The sequence below is a fragment of the Pseudomonas sp. B10 genome, assembly GCF_900156235.1.
Classification (GTDB): Bacteria; Pseudomonadota; Gammaproteobacteria; order Pseudomonadales; family Pseudomonadaceae; genus Aquipseudomonas; species Aquipseudomonas siliginis.
Genome location: NZ_LT707063.1, coordinates 3,879,944 through 3,895,859 on the forward strand (window position 1 = coordinate 3,879,944; position 15,916 = coordinate 3,895,859).

17 protein-coding genes are annotated in these 15,916 nt (G+C 60.2%); 11 read left to right on the plus strand and 6 right to left on the minus strand.

Features of this window, described 5'->3' with window-relative positions:
• Positions 1-203: 203 nt before the first annotated feature.
• The 6 genes from hisB (at position 204) to BXA01_RS17680 (ending at position 4,242) form a co-directional block, all read left to right on the plus strand.
• Positions 204-797 (plus strand): imidazoleglycerol-phosphate dehydratase HisB, encoded by a 594-nt coding sequence (gene hisB / locus BXA01_RS17655; RefSeq protein WP_016772125.1) that lies wholly within the window; start codon positions 204-206, stop codon positions 795-797.
• Complete coding sequence (hisH, locus tag BXA01_RS17660) at positions 797-1,435, plus strand: imidazole glycerol phosphate synthase subunit HisH (protein WP_016772124.1); 639 nt, start codon at positions 797-799, stop codon at positions 1,433-1,435. Before hisB ends, hisH begins: the two co-directional genes overlap by 1 nt.
• Positions 1,436-1,696 (plus strand): DUF2164 domain-containing protein, encoded by a 261-nt coding sequence (locus BXA01_RS17665; RefSeq protein ID WP_056787227.1) that lies wholly within the window; start codon positions 1,436-1,438, stop codon positions 1,694-1,696.
• A 103-nt stretch (positions 1,697-1,799) separates the two neighbouring features.
• Entirely contained in the window at positions 1,800-2,549 is a 750-nt protein-coding gene (gene hisA, locus BXA01_RS17670; RefSeq protein ID WP_076565146.1) for a 1-(5-phosphoribosyl)-5-[(5-phosphoribosylamino)methylideneamino]imidazole-4-carboxamide isomerase, read from the plus strand.
• Between the two features lie 93 nt (positions 2,550-2,642).
• On the plus strand, positions 2,643-3,413 hold the full coding sequence (gene hisF / locus BXA01_RS17675; RefSeq protein ID WP_016772122.1) for an imidazole glycerol phosphate synthase subunit HisF: 771 nt from the start codon (positions 2,643-2,645) through the stop codon (positions 3,411-3,413).
• Between the two features lie 73 nt (positions 3,414-3,486).
• Positions 3,487-4,242 carry a substrate-binding periplasmic protein gene (locus BXA01_RS17680; RefSeq protein ID WP_076565149.1) on the plus strand — a complete coding sequence of 252 codons (756 nt, stop codon included), beginning with the start codon at positions 3,487-3,489 and terminating at the stop codon, positions 4,240-4,242.
• Here BXA01_RS17680 and BXA01_RS17685 read toward each other — a convergent pair.
• The 5 genes from BXA01_RS17685 to gpmI form a co-directional block, all read right to left on the minus strand.
• Positions 4,223-5,596 (minus strand): Vps62-related protein, encoded by a 1,374-nt coding sequence (locus BXA01_RS17685; protein ID WP_076565151.1) that lies wholly within the window; start codon positions 5,594-5,596, stop codon positions 4,223-4,225. The two genes, BXA01_RS17680 and BXA01_RS17685, sit on opposite strands and share 20 nt — an antisense overlap.
• Before the next feature lie 115 nt (positions 5,597-5,711).
• Positions 5,712-6,488, minus strand: a complete 777-nt coding sequence (locus BXA01_RS17690) for a divergent polysaccharide deacetylase family protein (RefSeq protein WP_076565153.1) — start codon at positions 6,486-6,488, stop codon at positions 5,712-5,714.
• Between the two features lie 2 nt (positions 6,489-6,490).
• Positions 6,491-7,810, minus strand: coding sequence for a S41 family peptidase (locus BXA01_RS17695; protein WP_039756590.1), 1,320 nt, complete (start codon positions 7,808-7,810; stop codon positions 6,491-6,493).
• A gap of 31 nt (positions 7,811-7,841) precedes the next feature.
• Positions 7,842-9,128: a murein hydrolase activator EnvC family protein gene (locus tag BXA01_RS17700; RefSeq protein WP_076565155.1), complete on the minus strand. Its 1,287-nt coding sequence runs from the start codon at positions 9,126-9,128 to the stop codon at positions 7,842-7,844.
• 313 nt (positions 9,129-9,441) lie between these two features.
• The gene (gene gpmI / locus BXA01_RS17705; protein ID WP_076565157.1) at positions 9,442-10,971 is read right to left on the minus strand and encodes a 2,3-bisphosphoglycerate-independent phosphoglycerate mutase; all 1,530 of its coding nucleotides are present in this window, start codon (positions 10,969-10,971) and stop codon (positions 9,442-9,444) included.
• Positions 10,972-11,124: 153 nt separating this feature from the next.
• Between gpmI and BXA01_RS17710 the strand changes: the two genes are divergently transcribed.
• From BXA01_RS17710 to secB, 3 genes are read left to right on the plus strand one after another with little or no spacing between them, the layout of a single operon-like run.
• Positions 11,125-11,538 (plus strand): rhodanese-like domain-containing protein, encoded by a 414-nt coding sequence (locus BXA01_RS17710; RefSeq protein ID WP_016772116.1) that lies wholly within the window; start codon positions 11,125-11,127, stop codon positions 11,536-11,538.
• A 1-nt stretch (position 11,539) separates the two neighbouring features.
• The gene (gene grxC / locus BXA01_RS17715) at positions 11,540-11,794 is read left to right on the plus strand and encodes a glutaredoxin 3 (RefSeq protein ID WP_016772115.1); all 255 of its coding nucleotides are present in this window, start codon (positions 11,540-11,542) and stop codon (positions 11,792-11,794) included.
• Between the two features lie 57 nt (positions 11,795-11,851).
• Entirely contained in the window at positions 11,852-12,337 is a 486-nt protein-coding gene (gene secB / locus BXA01_RS17720; protein ID WP_016772114.1) for a protein-export chaperone SecB, read from the plus strand.
• Positions 12,338-12,460: 123 nt separating this feature from the next.
• Here secB and BXA01_RS17725 read toward each other — a convergent pair whose 3' ends face one another.
• Positions 12,461-12,916, minus strand: coding sequence for a tRNA (cytidine(34)-2'-O)-methyltransferase (locus BXA01_RS17725; RefSeq protein WP_076565159.1), 456 nt, complete (start codon positions 12,914-12,916; stop codon positions 12,461-12,463).
• On the opposite strand from BXA01_RS17725, the gene BXA01_RS17730 reads away from it, so the two are divergent.
• Entirely contained in the window at positions 12,915-13,343 is a 429-nt protein-coding gene (locus BXA01_RS17730) for a hypothetical protein (RefSeq protein WP_076565161.1), read from the plus strand. The two genes, BXA01_RS17725 and BXA01_RS17730, sit on opposite strands and share 2 nt — an antisense overlap.
• A 186-nt stretch (positions 13,344-13,529) precedes the next feature.
• Positions 13,530-15,521: a leucine-rich repeat domain-containing protein gene (locus BXA01_RS17735; protein WP_231990985.1), complete on the plus strand. Its 1,992-nt coding sequence runs from the start codon at positions 13,530-13,532 to the stop codon at positions 15,519-15,521.
• Positions 15,522-15,916 lie beyond the last annotated feature (395 nt).

The window sequence follows — 15,916 nt, forward strand, 5'->3', positions numbered from 1 at the left end:
CAATGTTGGCTGGCCTGCCGCATTCGCGAGCAGGCTCGCTCCCACATTTGTTTCTGGCATGCCTGTAATGGCTTGTATGGACATGTCTACCCGCGACAGCCGGGCGTTCTATCCGTCAGGCATCTCACCTCTCGTGTTTCTGTTTGCCTCCTGCGTGCCTATAATGGCTGCCTTTTTCGCCCAATGATTTTGCGGAGCTGGTGATGGCCGAACGTAAGGCGTCTGTCGAGCGCGACACTCTGGAAACCCAGATCAAAGCCTCGATCAACCTTGATGGCACCGGAAAGGCCCGATTCGATATCGGTGTACCTTTTCTTGAGCACATGCTGGATCAGATCGCCCGTCACGGGTTGATCGACCTGGATATCGAATGCAAGGGCGATCTGCATATCGACGACCACCATACGGTGGAAGACGTCGGTATCACCCTCGGCCAGGCGTTCGCCAAAGCCATCGGCGACAAGAAAGGCATCCGTCGCTACGGCCATGCCTACGTGCCGCTCGATGAAGCGCTGTCGCGCGTGGTGATCGATTTCTCCGGTCGCCCGGGCCTGCAGATGCACGTGCCGTACACCCGCGCCACCGTCGGCGGTTTCGACGTTGACCTGTTCCAGGAGTTTTTCCAGGGCTTCGTCAACCACGCGCTGGTCAGCGTGCACATCGACAACCTGCGCGGCACCAACACCCACCACCAGATCGAAACCGTGTTCAAGGCTTTCGGCCGCGCGCTGCGCATGGCCGTCGAGCTGGACGAGCGCATGGCCGGGCAAATGCCGTCGACCAAAGGCGTTCTGTAATGCAGACGGTTGCAGTTATCGACTACGGCATGGGCAATCTGCACTCGGTGGCCAAGGCTCTTGAGCACGTCGGCGCCGGCAAGGTGCTGATTACCAGCGACGCGAACGTGATTCGCGAAGCCGACCGTGTGGTATTCCCGGGCGTTGGCGCGATTCGCGATTGCATGGCGGAGATCCGTCGCCTCGGCTTCGACTCGCTGGTCCGTGAGGTCAGCCAGGATCGGCCGTTCCTCGGCATCTGCGTCGGCATGCAAGCCCTGCTCGATACCAGCGAAGAGAACGCCGGCGTCGACTGCATCGGCCTGTTTCCGGGCGCGGTGAAATTCTTCGGCAAGGATCTGCACGAAGACGGCGAGCACCTGAAGGTCCCGCACATGGGCTGGAACGAGGTGAAGCAGAACATCAGTCACCCGCTGTGGCATGACATCCCGGATCTGGCGCGTTTCTACTTCGTGCACAGCTACTACATCGCCGCCGCCAATGCGCGTCAGGTGGTAGGCAGCGGTCATTACGGTGTCGATTTCGCCGCAGCGCTGGCCGACGGTTCGCGTTTCGCCGTGCAGTTCCACCCGGAGAAAAGCCATACCCACGGCCTGCAACTGCTGCAGAACTTCGCTGCGTGGGACGGTCGCTGGTAAATGGCTGTCAAGAAGTCCAGACCGCCGATCCTGACCCTCACTCCCGAGCAGGAGAGCGAGGCCAATCGCAAGATTCAGCGGTTCATGGAAGACCGTTTCGAATTGGATCTGGGTTCGTTCGAGGCGGCGGAAATTCTTGAGCTGTTTACCCGCGAGATTGCTCCGCACTATTACAACAGGGCGATTTTCGATGTGCAGACCCACCTCAAGGAACGGTTTGAAAGCATCGAAAGCGACCTGTGGGCGCTCGAAAAAAATTAAGAGCAGCGGCAAGCGTCAAGCTGCAAGCTGCAAGAGATAGACGCGCGTGCGCGCTTGCAGCTTATGGCTTGCAGCTTGCCGCTCTTTTGACGAAGGAAAAAGCATGCTGATTATTCCCGCTATCGATCTCAAAGACGGTGCCTGCGTACGTCTGCGCCAGGGCCGCATGGAAGATTCCACGGTGTTCTCCGATGACCCGGTGAGCATGGCTGCCAAGTGGGTGGAGGGCGGTTGCCGTCGTCTGCATCTGGTCGACCTCAACGGCGCGTTCGAAGGCCAGCCGGTCAACGGCGAAGTGGTCACCGCGATCGCCAAGCGCTACCCGACCCTGCCGATCCAGATCGGTGGCGGCATCCGTTCGCTGGAAACCATTGAGCATTACGTCAAGGCGGGCGTGAGCTACGTGATCATCGGCACCAAAGCCGTTAAGGATCCGGCGTTCGTTGCTGAAGCCTGCCGTGCGTTTCCGGGCAAGATCATTGTCGGTCTGGATGCGAAAGACGGTTTCGTCGCCACCGACGGCTGGGCTGAGATCAGCACCGTGCAGGTCATTGACCTGGCCAAGCAGTTCGAAGCCGACGGCGTGTCCTCGATCGTTTATACCGATATCGCCAAAGACGGCATGATGCAGGGCTGCAACGTACCGTTCACCGCTGCGCTGGCCGCTGCCACCAGGATTCCGGTGATCGCTTCCGGCGGCATCCACAATCTGGGTGACATCAAGTCGCTGCTCGACGCCAAGGCACCGGGCATCATCGGCGCGATCACGGGCCGCGCGATCTATGAGGGCACTTTGGATGTTGCAGAGGCTCAAGCTTTTTGTGATGGCTACGCGGCCAGCTCCAAGTTGTAAGCTGCAAGCTGCAAGTTAGAAACTCGACCGCGATCGGCTCTTTCCTGCAGCTAGTAGCTTGAAGCTTGCAACTCTTAATCGGAGATTAAGCCCATGGCGTTAGCCAAACGCATCATCCCTTGCCTGGACGTGGACAACGGCCGGGTCGTCAAAGGTGTGAAGTTCGAGAACATCCGCGACGCCGGTGACCCGGTGGAAATCGCCCGTCGCTACGACGAGCAGGGCGCCGACGAGATTACCTTTCTCGACATCACCGCCAGCGTCGATGGCCGTGACACCACGCTGCATACCGTCGAGCGCATGGCCAGCCAGGTGTTCATTCCGCTGACCGTCGGCGGTGGCGTGCGTACCGTGCAGGACATCCGCAACCTGCTCAATGCCGGCGCGGACAAGGTGTCGATCAACACCGCTGCCGTGTTCAACCCCGAGTTCGTCGGCGAGGCCGCGCAGCATTTCGGCTCGCAGTGCATCGTCGTCGCCATCGACGCCAAGAAAGTCTCCGGTCCCGGCGAAACCCCGCGCTGGGAAATCTTCACCCACGGCGGGCGCAAGCCGACCGGTCTCGACGCAGTCGAGTGGGCGAAGAAAATGGAAGGCCTCGGTGCCGGTGAAATCCTGCTGACCAGCATGGATCAGGACGGCATGAAAAACGGTTTCGACCTCGGCGTGACCCGCGCCATCAGCGATGCGTTGGGCATTCCGGTGATCGCTTCCGGTGGTGTCGGCAATTTGCAGCATCTGGCCGATGGCATTCTCGAAGGCCATGCCAGTGCGGTGCTGGCGGCGAGTATTTTCCACTTCGGCGAATACACCGTGCAGGAAGCCAAGGCCTACATGTCGCATCGCGGCATCGTCATGCGCTAAAGCGTACAGGCCAGTGGACAGCATGGCGCGCCCAAGGCACTCTTGGGCACGCCATGGATTCCGGTAGCCCGACATGATCAAACGCCTGCTTGTTGTTCTCGCCAGCGCCTCGTTGTTGTTCATCAGCAATGCCCGGGCCGAAACCAGTCCCGACACCGATCTGGTGCTGCTCACCGAAAATTTCCCGCCGTACAACATGGCGAAGAACGGCAAGAATTTCGCCCAGGGCGACAACATCAACGGCATTGCCACGGACATCGTTCGCGAGATGTTCCAGCGCGCCGGCCTCACTTACAGCCTGACCCTGCGTTTCCCCTGGGAGCGTGTCTACAAGCTCGCCCTGGAGAATCCCGGCTACGGGGCCTTCGTCATGGCGCGCCTGCCTGATCGCGAAAGACTGTTCAAATGGGTCGGCCCAATCGGCCCGGACGACTGGATTTTGCTGGCCAAGTCTGACAGCAAGATCACCCTCGAAAACCTCAACGACGCGCGCAAATACAAGATCGGCGCCTACAAGGGCGATGCGATTGCCGAGACGCTCACCAAGCAAGGCCTCAAACCGGTAGTAGTGCTGCGCGATCAGGACAACGCAAAAAAACTGCTCAATGGCCAGATCGATCTGTGGGCCACGGGTGATCCTGCCGGCCGTTATCTGGCACGGCAGGATGGCGTGACCGGTCTGAAGACCGTGCTGCGCTTCAACAGCGCCGAGTTGTACCTGGCGCTGAACAAGGACGTCTCCGATGAGGTGGTCAACAAGCTTCAGACCGCACTGGATCAACTGCGCAAGGAAGGCGTGGTCGATGAAATCATGGCGCGCTATCTGTAACGGCTGACTCCTCTGGCTCTGGCAGGGAGGCGCTGATTTCGCCCTCGGTCGCAGGCGCAAGCACAGTCTGATCTTCGACCGCCTCTGGCTCCGACGCGACGATGGTTGCAGGCTCGGTGGGTGCGTACTGGCTGATGTGCAGGCTATTGCCATCGGTGTAGCTGAAACCTTCCGTCACTGACGTACCGTCTGCGCGCACCAGGCTGTATTCGCTCTGCGCCAGATAAGCCGCCACGGAGCGGTTTTTGTCCACCACCGCAACCACTTCGATGGTCGCTGTATTGAGCCATTCGTTCGAATGCAGTTCGCATTGGGTGAAATCGTGGCCCAGCCGTGCGGAAAACATCAGCGCGCCGGGCTGTCGGGTTTGCCATTGGGCGCCGAATTCGATGCAAGTGGTTTGAGTGAAAGTACGCAAGCCGCCAGTACGCTGGGCGCGCTGCGCATTCCACCTGAATATCTGGCTGTCGTTGCCACTATTACGTGCGTGACCGACGAGGATGTAGCGATCCTTGCGTTCAAGCAGATAGAAGGGCGAGTGACGCCATTGCTCAGCGGCGGTGTAACGCGGATCGTTGACCGTGAACCAGGGGAGGCTGGCGGTGTAAGTCGCATCGTCCGTTGGCTCTACAGGTGTTGGCGTCTCGCCGCACAGCACCGGTGGCGATGGGCGTGTAGACATCTGCAGGCCTATCTGCAAGCGCAAGCAGTAGACCGGGAAACTGGCCGGTCGGGTATAGTCACTCAGGCTGAAAAAACTGCCCGATGCCAAGTAGACCTCGCCCGGCAAAGCGGCTGGAGGAACGGCGCTCCAGGTGCTGACGCGCTGTCGGGCCTTGCTGCCCTTGTCGTCCCAGATCAGATCGGTGGTATTCGACGCGATCACCAGGTCTTCGCGAACGCAGCGCACCGCGTTGAGCGACGGTTTTTCATGATCGTTCGAGCACACCGACCCCAGCGCTACGTAGCCTGCGGGAGCTAGCGGTCGCCAGATCGACAGATCTCTTTTCGAGCCTGATCCGGAGTCCTTCCAGACCAGCTCGTAATCATCGGGACGTTGCAGTGCCCTGCCTTTGCCGGGTTCAGTGCTGGCAATGTCTGCCTCGCAAACAACCGCGACCACGCGTTCGCCGTTGATGTTGCCAACGCCTCTGGTGACGAAGTCGCCCAAGGGGAAATAACCGGGCAGCGCGTCGGGAGCCGGGGTCGGGCGCCAGAACGACGCGGGTCTGGCCGACAAACCGTTGGTGTCCCAGATGCGCAGAAATTCTGTTGTGAAGTTGATCAGCAGGTTATCGATGCGGATCGGTTCAGTCCGCCCAACGGGCGGGATAATCGGGGCGTTATTTGTCATGGGCACTCCTGATAGTTGCAAGCGACTCAAAGGAGCCGCGACCTGTTGCAGGTCTCACTATCCGGAAGGGGGAGGGGCGTTCGGTGGTAACTATGTATTGCAACGTGACCGGGTGTTACCGGTAAACGCCATCCTTGCCATGCCCGGCCATGGCGCGGTTGCTGCGCACGCTGATCATCTGCCGGATATCGATCCAGTCGATGCCCTGCGCTTTGAGCTTGGGTAATTCGCGCTCCAGCACCGCCAGGGTCTGCGGATACGGATGGCCGATCATCACCGCTGAACCCTGTTTGTGCGCCAGGGCGATCGCGGTCTGCAACTGGGTGGCAATGGCCGCTTCGGTGCGCTCATCATCGAGAAACACGTCTCTGGAAACGCTGGCCAGATCGATTTTCTGCGCCTGCTGCGCAGCGACCGTCTGAGCGCTGGTGCGGCTGTCGACGAAGAACTTGTGCCGACGCTGCAATTCGCCCATCAACCACGCCATCGCCGCAGGCTGCGCGGTCATGCGGCTGCCCATGTGATTGTTGATGCCGGCGGTGAACGGGACTTTTTCAAACGCGGCATTCAGGCGTTTCTGCAGCTCTTCGATGGGCAGTTCGGGGTGCCAGGCGTACGGCCCGGTGGCCGGGTCCATGGGCATGTGCAGGACGACGATCTTGCCGGCGCGATGGGCTTCGCGGGCAAATTCGGTGGCGTGGGGGGTATCGGGCATGATCGCCGCCGTGACCGGGCCGGGCAGGGCGAGCACGCGACGATCCCGGGGCAGGTTCTGCCCCAGGTCATCGATGATCAGTGTCAGGTAGGCCTTGTGCGGCGAGGAGCTGGCGGGCTCTGCTTGGGCAAAACCCGCCAGACAGCACAACAGAACGCAGAGGGAACGCAGCAACATCCTCAGCGGCCGGACGTGATGCTCAGGCCTTTGAGCAGGCTCAGGGCCTGGGCCAGTTGGTAATCGTCATCCTGCGGCATCGCTTTGGCCTTGCCGCCGGAACCGCTCGGTTTGTCGGCGCCGCCGTTGCCGTTGCCCAAGTGACCTTGCAGATCGGCTTCCTTGAAGTATTCGCTGTCGGCTTCGTTGGTGATCTTCGCGCGGCGCACTTCGATGTCCGGCACGATGCCCTGAGCCTGGATCGAGCGGCCGTTCGGCGTGAAATACAGCGCGGTGGTGATCTTCAGCGCGCGGTCGTTGTTCAGCGGCAGCACGGTCTGCACCGAGCCCTTGCCGAAACTGGTGGTGCCCATGACCACGGCACGTTTCTGGTCCTGCAGGGCGCCGGCGACGATTTCCGAAGCCGAGGCACTGCCGCCGTTGATCAGCACGACCATCGGCACCGCTTCGCTTTCGTCCTTGCCGGTGGCGGAGAAGCGCAATTCGGAGTTGGCAATGCGGCCCTTGGTGTAGACGATCAGGCCTTTGGTGATGAAGTGGTCGACCACTTCCACCGCCGATTGCAGCACGCCACCCGGGTTGTTGCGCAGGTCGAGAATGATGCCGTTGAGCTTCTTGCCGTTGTCCTTGCGCAGTTTGGCCAGAGCCTTGGAGACTTCTTCGCCGGTCTTGACCTGGAACTGGGTGATGCGGATGTAGCCGTAGCCCGATTCCAGCAGCTGCGCCTTGACGCTCTTGACCTGAATTACTGCACGGGCCAGGGTCACGTCGAACGGTGTGCCGCCATCGCGAACCAGGGTCAGGGTGATTTTCTGGCCGATCTTGCCGCGCATCTTGTCGACGGCTTCGGTCATGGTCTGGCCACGGGTCGGCTGGCCGTTGATCTTGACGATGAAGTCGCCAGCCTGAATGCCGGCCTTCGACGCTGGCGTGTCATCAATCGGCGAGACGACCTTGATGAAGCCGTCTTCGGCGCCGACTTCGATGCCCAGACCGCCGAACTCACCACTGGTGCTTTCCTGCAGTTCGGTGAAATCTTCCGGGCCAAGGTAGGCCGAATGCGGATCGAGGTTGCTGAGCATGCCCTTGATCGCGTTTTCCAGCAGGGTCTTGTCGTCTACAGGCTCGACATACGCGGCTTTGATCCGGTCCATGACCTCGGCGAAGGTGCGCAGCTCTTCCAGTGGCAACGGCGCCTTGGCGGTCGCGGCAGTGCCTGCCGGAGCGACGGTCGGGGCCGGTTGCGCGGCGAACGCCAGAGGCGCGCCGATCACCAGGGCGATCGTCAGGGCCAGCGAGGTAAGGCGGGACAAATGCAGCATGTCGAACGAACTCCTGAATTAGGTGGTGCGCTTATCCTTGCGCACGACACCATTGCGCCGGATCACTCGGGTGACCCTGCTGACGAATTGCGAAATACAGCGCTGGCGTGTCCTGACCGCCACTGTTACCGACAGTGGAAATCGACTCGCCCGCCTTGACCACATCACCCGCCGACTTGAGCAGCGTCTGGTTGTGGCCGTAAAGACTCAGAAAACCGTTGCCGTGATCAAGAATCACCAGCAAACCGGCACCGCGCAGCCAATCGGCGAACACCACGCGCCCGCCGTGTACGGCGTGCACCTGGCTGCCGGCGGAGGCGCTGATCATCACGCCATCCCACTTGGTGCGGGCGTCGTCGCCACGGCTTTCACCGAAGCGTGCGAGTAATCGACCATCAACCGGCCACGGAAGTTTTCCCCGGGTTGCAGCAAATGGCCCGCCAAACGTTTCGCCGCTGCTCGATACCAGCGCGCCGGGGCTTGATCTGACGGGTTTTCGTGGGGCGTCGCTGTTTTCAGCCTGCGCCTCACGCAAACGCTTTTTTTCCGCTTCCTGCTGGGCGATCAGCGCTTTCTGCCGCGCTTCTTCTGCCTCACGAGCCTGACGGGCCAGGGTTTCTTCAATGGTTTTAAGGACTTTAGACAGGTCTGCCTGATCCTGCTCGCGGGCGGCGAGTTTCTGGTCGCGGGCCTTGACGTCGTCATTGAGTCTGGCGAGAACCTGCTGGCGTTCCTTGCGGACTTTCTCGAGTGCTTCGCGCTGCGTGTCGAGGTCGCTTTTCTGCACCAGCAACTGCGCTTGCTGCAGACCGATGTCTTTTTCGACATTGGCCAGTTGGCGCAGGGTTTCGTTGAAGTTCTTCAACTGCTCCAGGCGTGCCTGGCTCAGGTAGTCGTAATAGGTGAGGGTGCGGGCGAATTTCTCGGGATTCTGCTGATTGAGCAGCAGCTTGAGGTATTCCTGGCGGCCGTTCTGGTACGCCGCTCGGGCCTGAATGGCGATCAGTCGCTGCTGTTCAGTGCGCGCGCTCTGGAGTTTTTTTTTCTCTGCATCGAGCCGCTGTAGCTCGGATTCGCTTTTCTGCAGTTCTTTCTGCAGCGCGTCGACCTGCTTCTGCAGCTTGCCCATCTCGGTTTCAGTGCCCTTGAGCTCTTTCTGCACGCCGGACTTTTCTTCCTGCAGCTTGCCCAAGAGTTTTTTCAGCTCGGCTATATCCTGACGCGTGGCCTCCAACTGCTGTTGGGTTTGCGCGCGCTCGTCGGCGAAGGCCGGCTGGAGCAGACAGGTCAGAGCAAGGGCGATCAGGACGCGAAGCATAGGGGCGGGCGGCACCAGGGTAAGGGACGGCCTAGTATGCCCGCCCGAGGCTGCAAAAAAAACGCCCAATTGGGGCTGTGTGATAACTGGACAGAAAAACACTGCACACCAATGCAGGAGTGACCTGTGGCGAGGGGATTTATCCCCGTTCGGCTGCGCAGCAGTCGTAAAACCAGCACACGCGGTGTACCAGAGATACCGCGGTGTTCGATTTCAGGGCGGCTGCGTCACCCAGCGGGGCGGTGCGACGGTTCGCTAAATCCCCTCGCCACAAAGTCATTTCCAACAGGTTTCGCCGTTTTCTGGATTCGCGTTACACCAGGATCGAGGTACCGGTCATCTCCGCCGGTTTTTCCAGACCCAGCAGCATCAGCATGGTCGGTGCCACGTCCGCCAGCACGCCACCTTCGCGCACTTTCAGGTCACGCTTGCCGACATAAATGAACGGCACCGGCTCGGTGGTGTGCGCGGTGTGCGCCTGGTGGGTTTCTTCATCGGCCATTTTTTCGACGTTGCCGTGATCGGCGGTGATCAGCGCTTCGCCGCCGACTTTATCCAGCGCCTCGACGATGCGACCGACGCAGGTGTCCAGGCACTCGACCGCTTTGACCGCCGCATCGAACACACCGCTGTGGCCGACCATGTCGCCGTTGGCGTAGTTGACCACGATCACGTCGTAGCGCTGGTTTTCAATAGCGTCGACGATGCGGTCGGTGACTTCCGGGGCGCTCATTTCCGGCTGCAAGTCATAAGTAGCGACTTTCGGCGACGGGATCAGGATGCGCTCTTCGCCCGGGAACGGTTCTTCACGACCGCCGGAGAAGAAGAAGGTCACGTGAGCGTACTTCTCGGTTTCAGCGATGCGCAGCTGGGTCTTGCCGTTTTTTGCCAGGTAATCGCCGAGAACGTTTTCCAGGCTGCCGGCGGCGAAGGCCGACGGTGCCGGAATACTTGCGGCGTACTGGGTAAGCATGACGAAACCGGCCAGTTTTGGCTGGCGGGCGCGCGCGAATTCCTTGAAATCGTCTTCGACGAACACCCGGGTCAGCTCGCGGGCGCGGTCGGCACGGAAGTTCATGAACACCACGGCATCGCCGTCTTCGACTTTGACCGGCTCACCGATGGAAGTGGCTTTGACGAATTCGTCGCTTTCACCACGGGCGTAGGCGGCTTCGAGACCTTCCTGAGCGGTGGAGGCGTTGAATTCGCCGTTGCCGTCGACGATCAGGTTGTAGGCCTGGGCGACGCGATCCCAACGGTTGTCGCGGTCCATGGCGAAATAGCGGCCGATGATGCTGGCGATCCGGCCTTTGCCCAAGGCCTGGAAAGTCGCGTCGAGCAGTTCGATCGACGAAGCGGCGCTTTTCGGCGGCGTGTCGCGGCCATCGAGGAAGGCGTGCAGATAGATTTTTTCGGCGCCGCGCTTGAAGGCCAGTTCGGCCATGGCGATCAGGTGATCCTGGTGGCTGTGCACGCCGCCATCGGACAACAGGCCCATGAAATGCACGGCTTTGCCAGCGGCCACGGCTTTATCCACGGCGGCGCAGATGGTCGGATTGTCGAAGAATTCGCCGTCGCGGATCGCTTTGGTCACGCGGGTGAAGTCCTGATACACCACGCGCCCGGCGCCGAGGTTCATGTGGCCGACTTCGGAGTTGCCCATCTGGCCGTCCGGCAGACCGACGTCCATGCCGCTGCCCGAGATCAAGCCGTTCGGCACGGTGGCCCACAGACGATCCAGCACAGGTTTCTTCGCCGCGAACACGGCATTGGATTCGGGGCTGTCGCTGTGACCGAAGCCGTCGAGAATCATCAGGACCAAAGGTTTGGGCGTAGTCGTCATGGAATCCACTCGTGGCTGATAAAGAAGAGGGCGATGGAAAACGGAGTTGGAGTTTAAAGCGAAGTTCCGACCGCGTCACCGCCGGACGGGGTTTGGCCGACCATAGTGGCTGTGTATACTGGCCGACATTTTAACGCCTTGGAACCTCCTTCGATGGTTGCTCACCTGATTGAATTTGCCACTAACCACTACATTCTTGTCGGTATCTTCGTCGTACTTCTGGCTCTGTTGCTGGCGCACACGATGCAGGGCGGCGGCAAGAGCCTGAGCACCGGCGAACTGACCGCACTGGTCAATAAAGACGCGGGCGTGGTGGTGGACATCCGTCCGGCCAAGGATTATGCCGCAGGCCACATCGTCGGCGCGGTGAACATCCCGCAAGACAAACTGGCCGCCCGCGTCGGCGAGCTGGAAAAGCACAAGGCCAAGACCATCATTCTGGTCGACGCCCTCGGTCAGACCGCCGGCACCCACGCCCGCGAGCTGATGAAGTCCGGCTTCACCGCCGCCAAGCTGTCCGGCGGGATTTCCAGCTGGAAAGGCGACAACCTGCCGCTGGTGAAATGACATGAGCGAAGTCATCGTCTATTCCAGCGATTACTGCCCTTACTGCTCGCGCGCCAAGCATCTGCTCGCCAGCAAAGGCGTGGCCTTCGAAGAGATCAAGGTCGATGGCAAGCCGCAGCTGCGTGCCGAAATGACCAAAAAGGCCGGGCGCACGTCCGTGCCGCAGATCTGGATCGGCGCAAAACACATCGGCGGTTGCGATGATTTATACGCCCTGGAGCGCGCCGGCAAACTCGACGCGCTGCTCAAGGGCTGAACGGCTGCACCCACGTACAGCACTCCCTAAAAGACCCAAGATCGATAAGGATCTGAGATGACTGACCAACAGAACACTGCAGCCAGCGAAGAAGAAACCGCACCGCAATTTTCCTTGCAGCGCATCTACGTACGCGACCTGTCCTTCGAAGCCCCGAAAAGCCCGGCGATCTTCCGCCAGCAGTGGGATCCGGCGGTCGGTCTGGATCTGAACACCCGCCAGAAAGCGCTGGAAGGCGACTTCTACGAAGTGGTGCTGACCCTGTCCGTTACCGTGAAAAACGGTGAAGAAGTGGCCTTCATTGCTGAAGTGCAACAGGCCGGTATCTTCCTGATCAAGAATCTGGACGCGGCTTCGATGAGCCACACCCTCGGTGCGTTCTGCCCGAACATTCTGTTCCCGTATGCCCGCGAAACCCTGGACAGCCTGGTTACCCGTGGCTCGTTCCCGGCGCTGATGCTGGCCCCGGTGAACTTCGATGCCCTGTACGCGCAAGAGCTGCAGCGCATGCAGGAAAGCGGCGAGACTCCGACCGTTCAGTAAGACGGTTCAGCAATACCCCATGTGGGAGCGAGCCTGCTCGCGAAAGCGGTCTGTCAGACACATCAATGTTGACTGACACCCCGTAATCGCGAGCAGGCTCGCTCCCACATTTGTTTTGCGGCGTTACTTGAAGTCGTTCTGCCGCCACGCTTCGTACACGGCGACCGCCACGGTGTTGGACAGGTTCAGGCTGCGGCAGCCTTCGCGCATCGGCAGGCGCAGGCGCTGTTCGCCAGGCAGGGCGTCGAGCACGTCCGCCGGCAGGCCACGGCTTTCCGGGCCGAACAGAAACGCATCGCCGGGCACGAACGCGGCATCATGGAACGGCCGCGAGCCCTTGGTGGTGAAGGCGAACACGCGCGGGTTGCCCAGACTTTCCAGACAACTGGCCAGGTCAGCGTGACGCTGCAACGTGGCATATTCGTGGTAGTCGAGACCGGCACGGCGCAGGCGCTTGTCGTCCATCTCGAAACCCAGTGGTTCGATCAAATGCAGGTGGCAGCCGCTGTTGGCGCACAGCCTGATAACGTTGCCGGTGTTCGGCGGAATTTCTGGTTGAAAAAGGATGACGTGAAACATGCACGGCTCCGAAGGTAAAGATGAGCGGCATTCTACGCCGCCTGTGGACAACCGTTCGAAACTATTCCCGCGAGTCATCGCCTCGCTGGCGATTGTCGGCTTGATGATCGGCCGTCTGACCACGCCCGATCCAAGCGTGCTGGAGCGTGTCGAGGTCACCGATGGCGGCCTGGTGGCGTGGTTCAACAACGAGCCGAAACTGCACGGCGAGATTATCGATGGCACCGTCGCGCTGCTGTTTCAGGCCGAAGGTCGACCGCAGAAAGGCCAGCTCAGGCTCAACGGCAAGGACGTCAACTGGCGCACGCGCAAGAGTGATGGCGGATTGTTGCTGACGGTGCTGGCAGCGCGCCCGTTGCAGGGCGACTGGGTCGGCAGCGAGGTCGATGATCGCTGGCGACTGGAGATTCGCTTGAGCGAGCCCTAGGGGCAAGTCCTCATCACTGGGCGCGCTCCGACACTGTTTGAGGTCGTTTCCCACTGCGGCCGTCTCCCTTTCCCATCTCCGTCCGATGCTCGTCCACGCTATCGTTTGCCCCTTCAAACGGCAGGATGCCGAAACCCGTCGTCCCCTTGCTTGACTGCATGGGGCGTCTTTTTCAAGGATGAAGATATGCCAGTCAAACCCCCTCGCGGTGGCGGTACCCACGTGGACGTTCCGGGCAGCCCGCTGCGGGCTGCGGACGCCGACATTTCGCTCCACGGCCACCCGGGTCGCACAGGCGTCGATGTGAATTTTGCTCCGCATCATTTGCTGCCGCGCGCCGGATCATCCAGTGACGCGACCCTGGATGCCATACCCCCTGCCGCGGCCGTTGTGGTGCGCGCACTCGCGGAAGGTATTCGCCCTCCCGCCACCCAGCCTTCGCTGGACAATTACGTCACCAACGCCCGAGCGATACTTCCACAGGTCAACAGTGAGGGTTTGCGGGTGATCAGTCGGCGAACCTACGCAGACCTGGTCAACGGCGACCTGGTGCCTGTCGCAGTGGATCCTGCGACGGGTCTGTATCGAGCCCGGCGGCCAAGCGAGTTGCTCCCATCCGGCCCGGTGATGCTGCGCGATGTGCACAGCGGACTTTGGTATGCGCGTGAAGTCGTGGAACCCACCACCCGGGAGCAGATCCGCAAGTACCTGCCCGACACGACCGACGAGGACGCGGATGCCTTCATCGCCCGGTTCGATGACAAGGACGTGGCAGAGCTTGAGCTCAAGCATATCGAGCTCGGGCTGGCGCAATTGGACTCGACGCGTTTTGACCTGCCGATCAGTCGAGGTCGCATTTCATCGGACAAGGAGTTGCATGAGGCGCGGAATATGTGGGCGACGTTTCGCCAGTTGTACCGATGGCAAGGCCAGCCCGAACAGCGGGTCTACCGTGATGGGCGGCATGTGGGCTTCAAGCTGGAAATCGATCTGACGATATGGCCAGTTCAAAAACCGCTTTCCTTGAAATTCAGCTCAGTGGTTTCTCTGACTTTAAGAGGCCGTGGCCGGCTGGACCCGGACGTGTTTTGCGCACAGTTTCCCAATCTTGAAAGTCTGACCATTACCAGTCAGGCAATCGAAGTGGAAGGGCGGTTTCAAGGATGGAACGTGATCGAACGGGCTTATTCGAAATTCAGGCTGGATTCGCGCTTTGCCGAGCAATTGAAAAGATTCCCGCGTTTGCAAAGGCTGCACCTGCAGGACTGTGAACTAACGTCTGACTTTTCAGTACGAGGCCTTGCCAGGCTAAACGAGCTATGGCTTTGCAACACATTCGAGGCCCCGGTGAACAGCCTGGACATGCAGATGCGGCATCAGGAGCAAGTCACCTTTTTGCAAGTGGCAGCTGACATCAGAGGCATGACTGAACTGCGGGTGTTGGATCTGAGCCGCACCGGAATACACCTGCTGCCTTCCGGACTTGATGCCATCGACGTGGCGTCGAAGCTGGAAGTGTTGAGACTGGGGGGCAATCCGCTTTCGATCAGCCCCTCACTCGAACACATGACCGCACTGCAGGAGCTGGATCTTTCCAATACACGATTGCAAAGATTTCCCGAGGGCATTACCGACAGGATTCCCGCAAGAGAACTGAATCTTGCGGACAATCACATCAGGTCGATCCCCGAATCCGTGGAGCTCAGAGCGGGCTTCAATCTCATCGGCAATCCGATAATGGACCCAGCCTCTTTACGGCGGTTGATACGAGCACGTGTAGAGACAGGCACCGATATCTGGCTTGGGCAGGAAAGCAGCGATGTAACTGCCGATCTCTGGCTGCGCAATGTGCCACAGGAACAGATAGCGGAAAAACAAGCGCTGTGGGACAGGCATAACGCCGCAATGCCACTGGCAGTGACCGGAATTCTTCGTCGACTGAGTCGAACGCCCGAGTTTCACGTGGAGCGCCCGCTTCTGCAGCGGCGCGTGTGGTGGTTTCTGGAAATGTATGACAGCGCCGAAGTCAACGAGCGGGCCAGGCTCGACGCCATTCTTTATACGGAAACGAGTCCCGGGAGAATGCTGGACAGGCTGGAGAATGAAATCCGCAACTATGACGGAGGGCGACAGAGTCAGCCACTGCACCCTTTGCCCAAGCGCCCCAGATTTGAATAGGGGCGGGGCGCATTGCGGTGTAAAAGCGGGAATCCCTGACCTGCCTGTATCAGGGTTCCCAAAAGCATGGGCTGCGCTTGCGGCGTCAGCCCGGTGTAAAGAGGGAACCCCCGGCCTGCCTGTACCAAGGATCCCAAAAGGGTAGGCTCATCCGTTGCGGTATGAGCCCGATGTAAAGAGGGGAATCCCCGGCCTGCCTGTACCAAGGTCCCCGAAACGGGTGGTGAAACGAATCACCTGAGATAGGTATTGCAGGCGGCGTGCCAGGTTTTAATTTGCTGAAACAAAAAACGCTTCGAAAACGCGAAAGCCCCGGGACTCGGGGCTTTCGCTTATCTGTAGTCTGGGTTTTTCAGCACCTTTCGATGCTGGGTTGGCGATATGGCTCTGCGCGA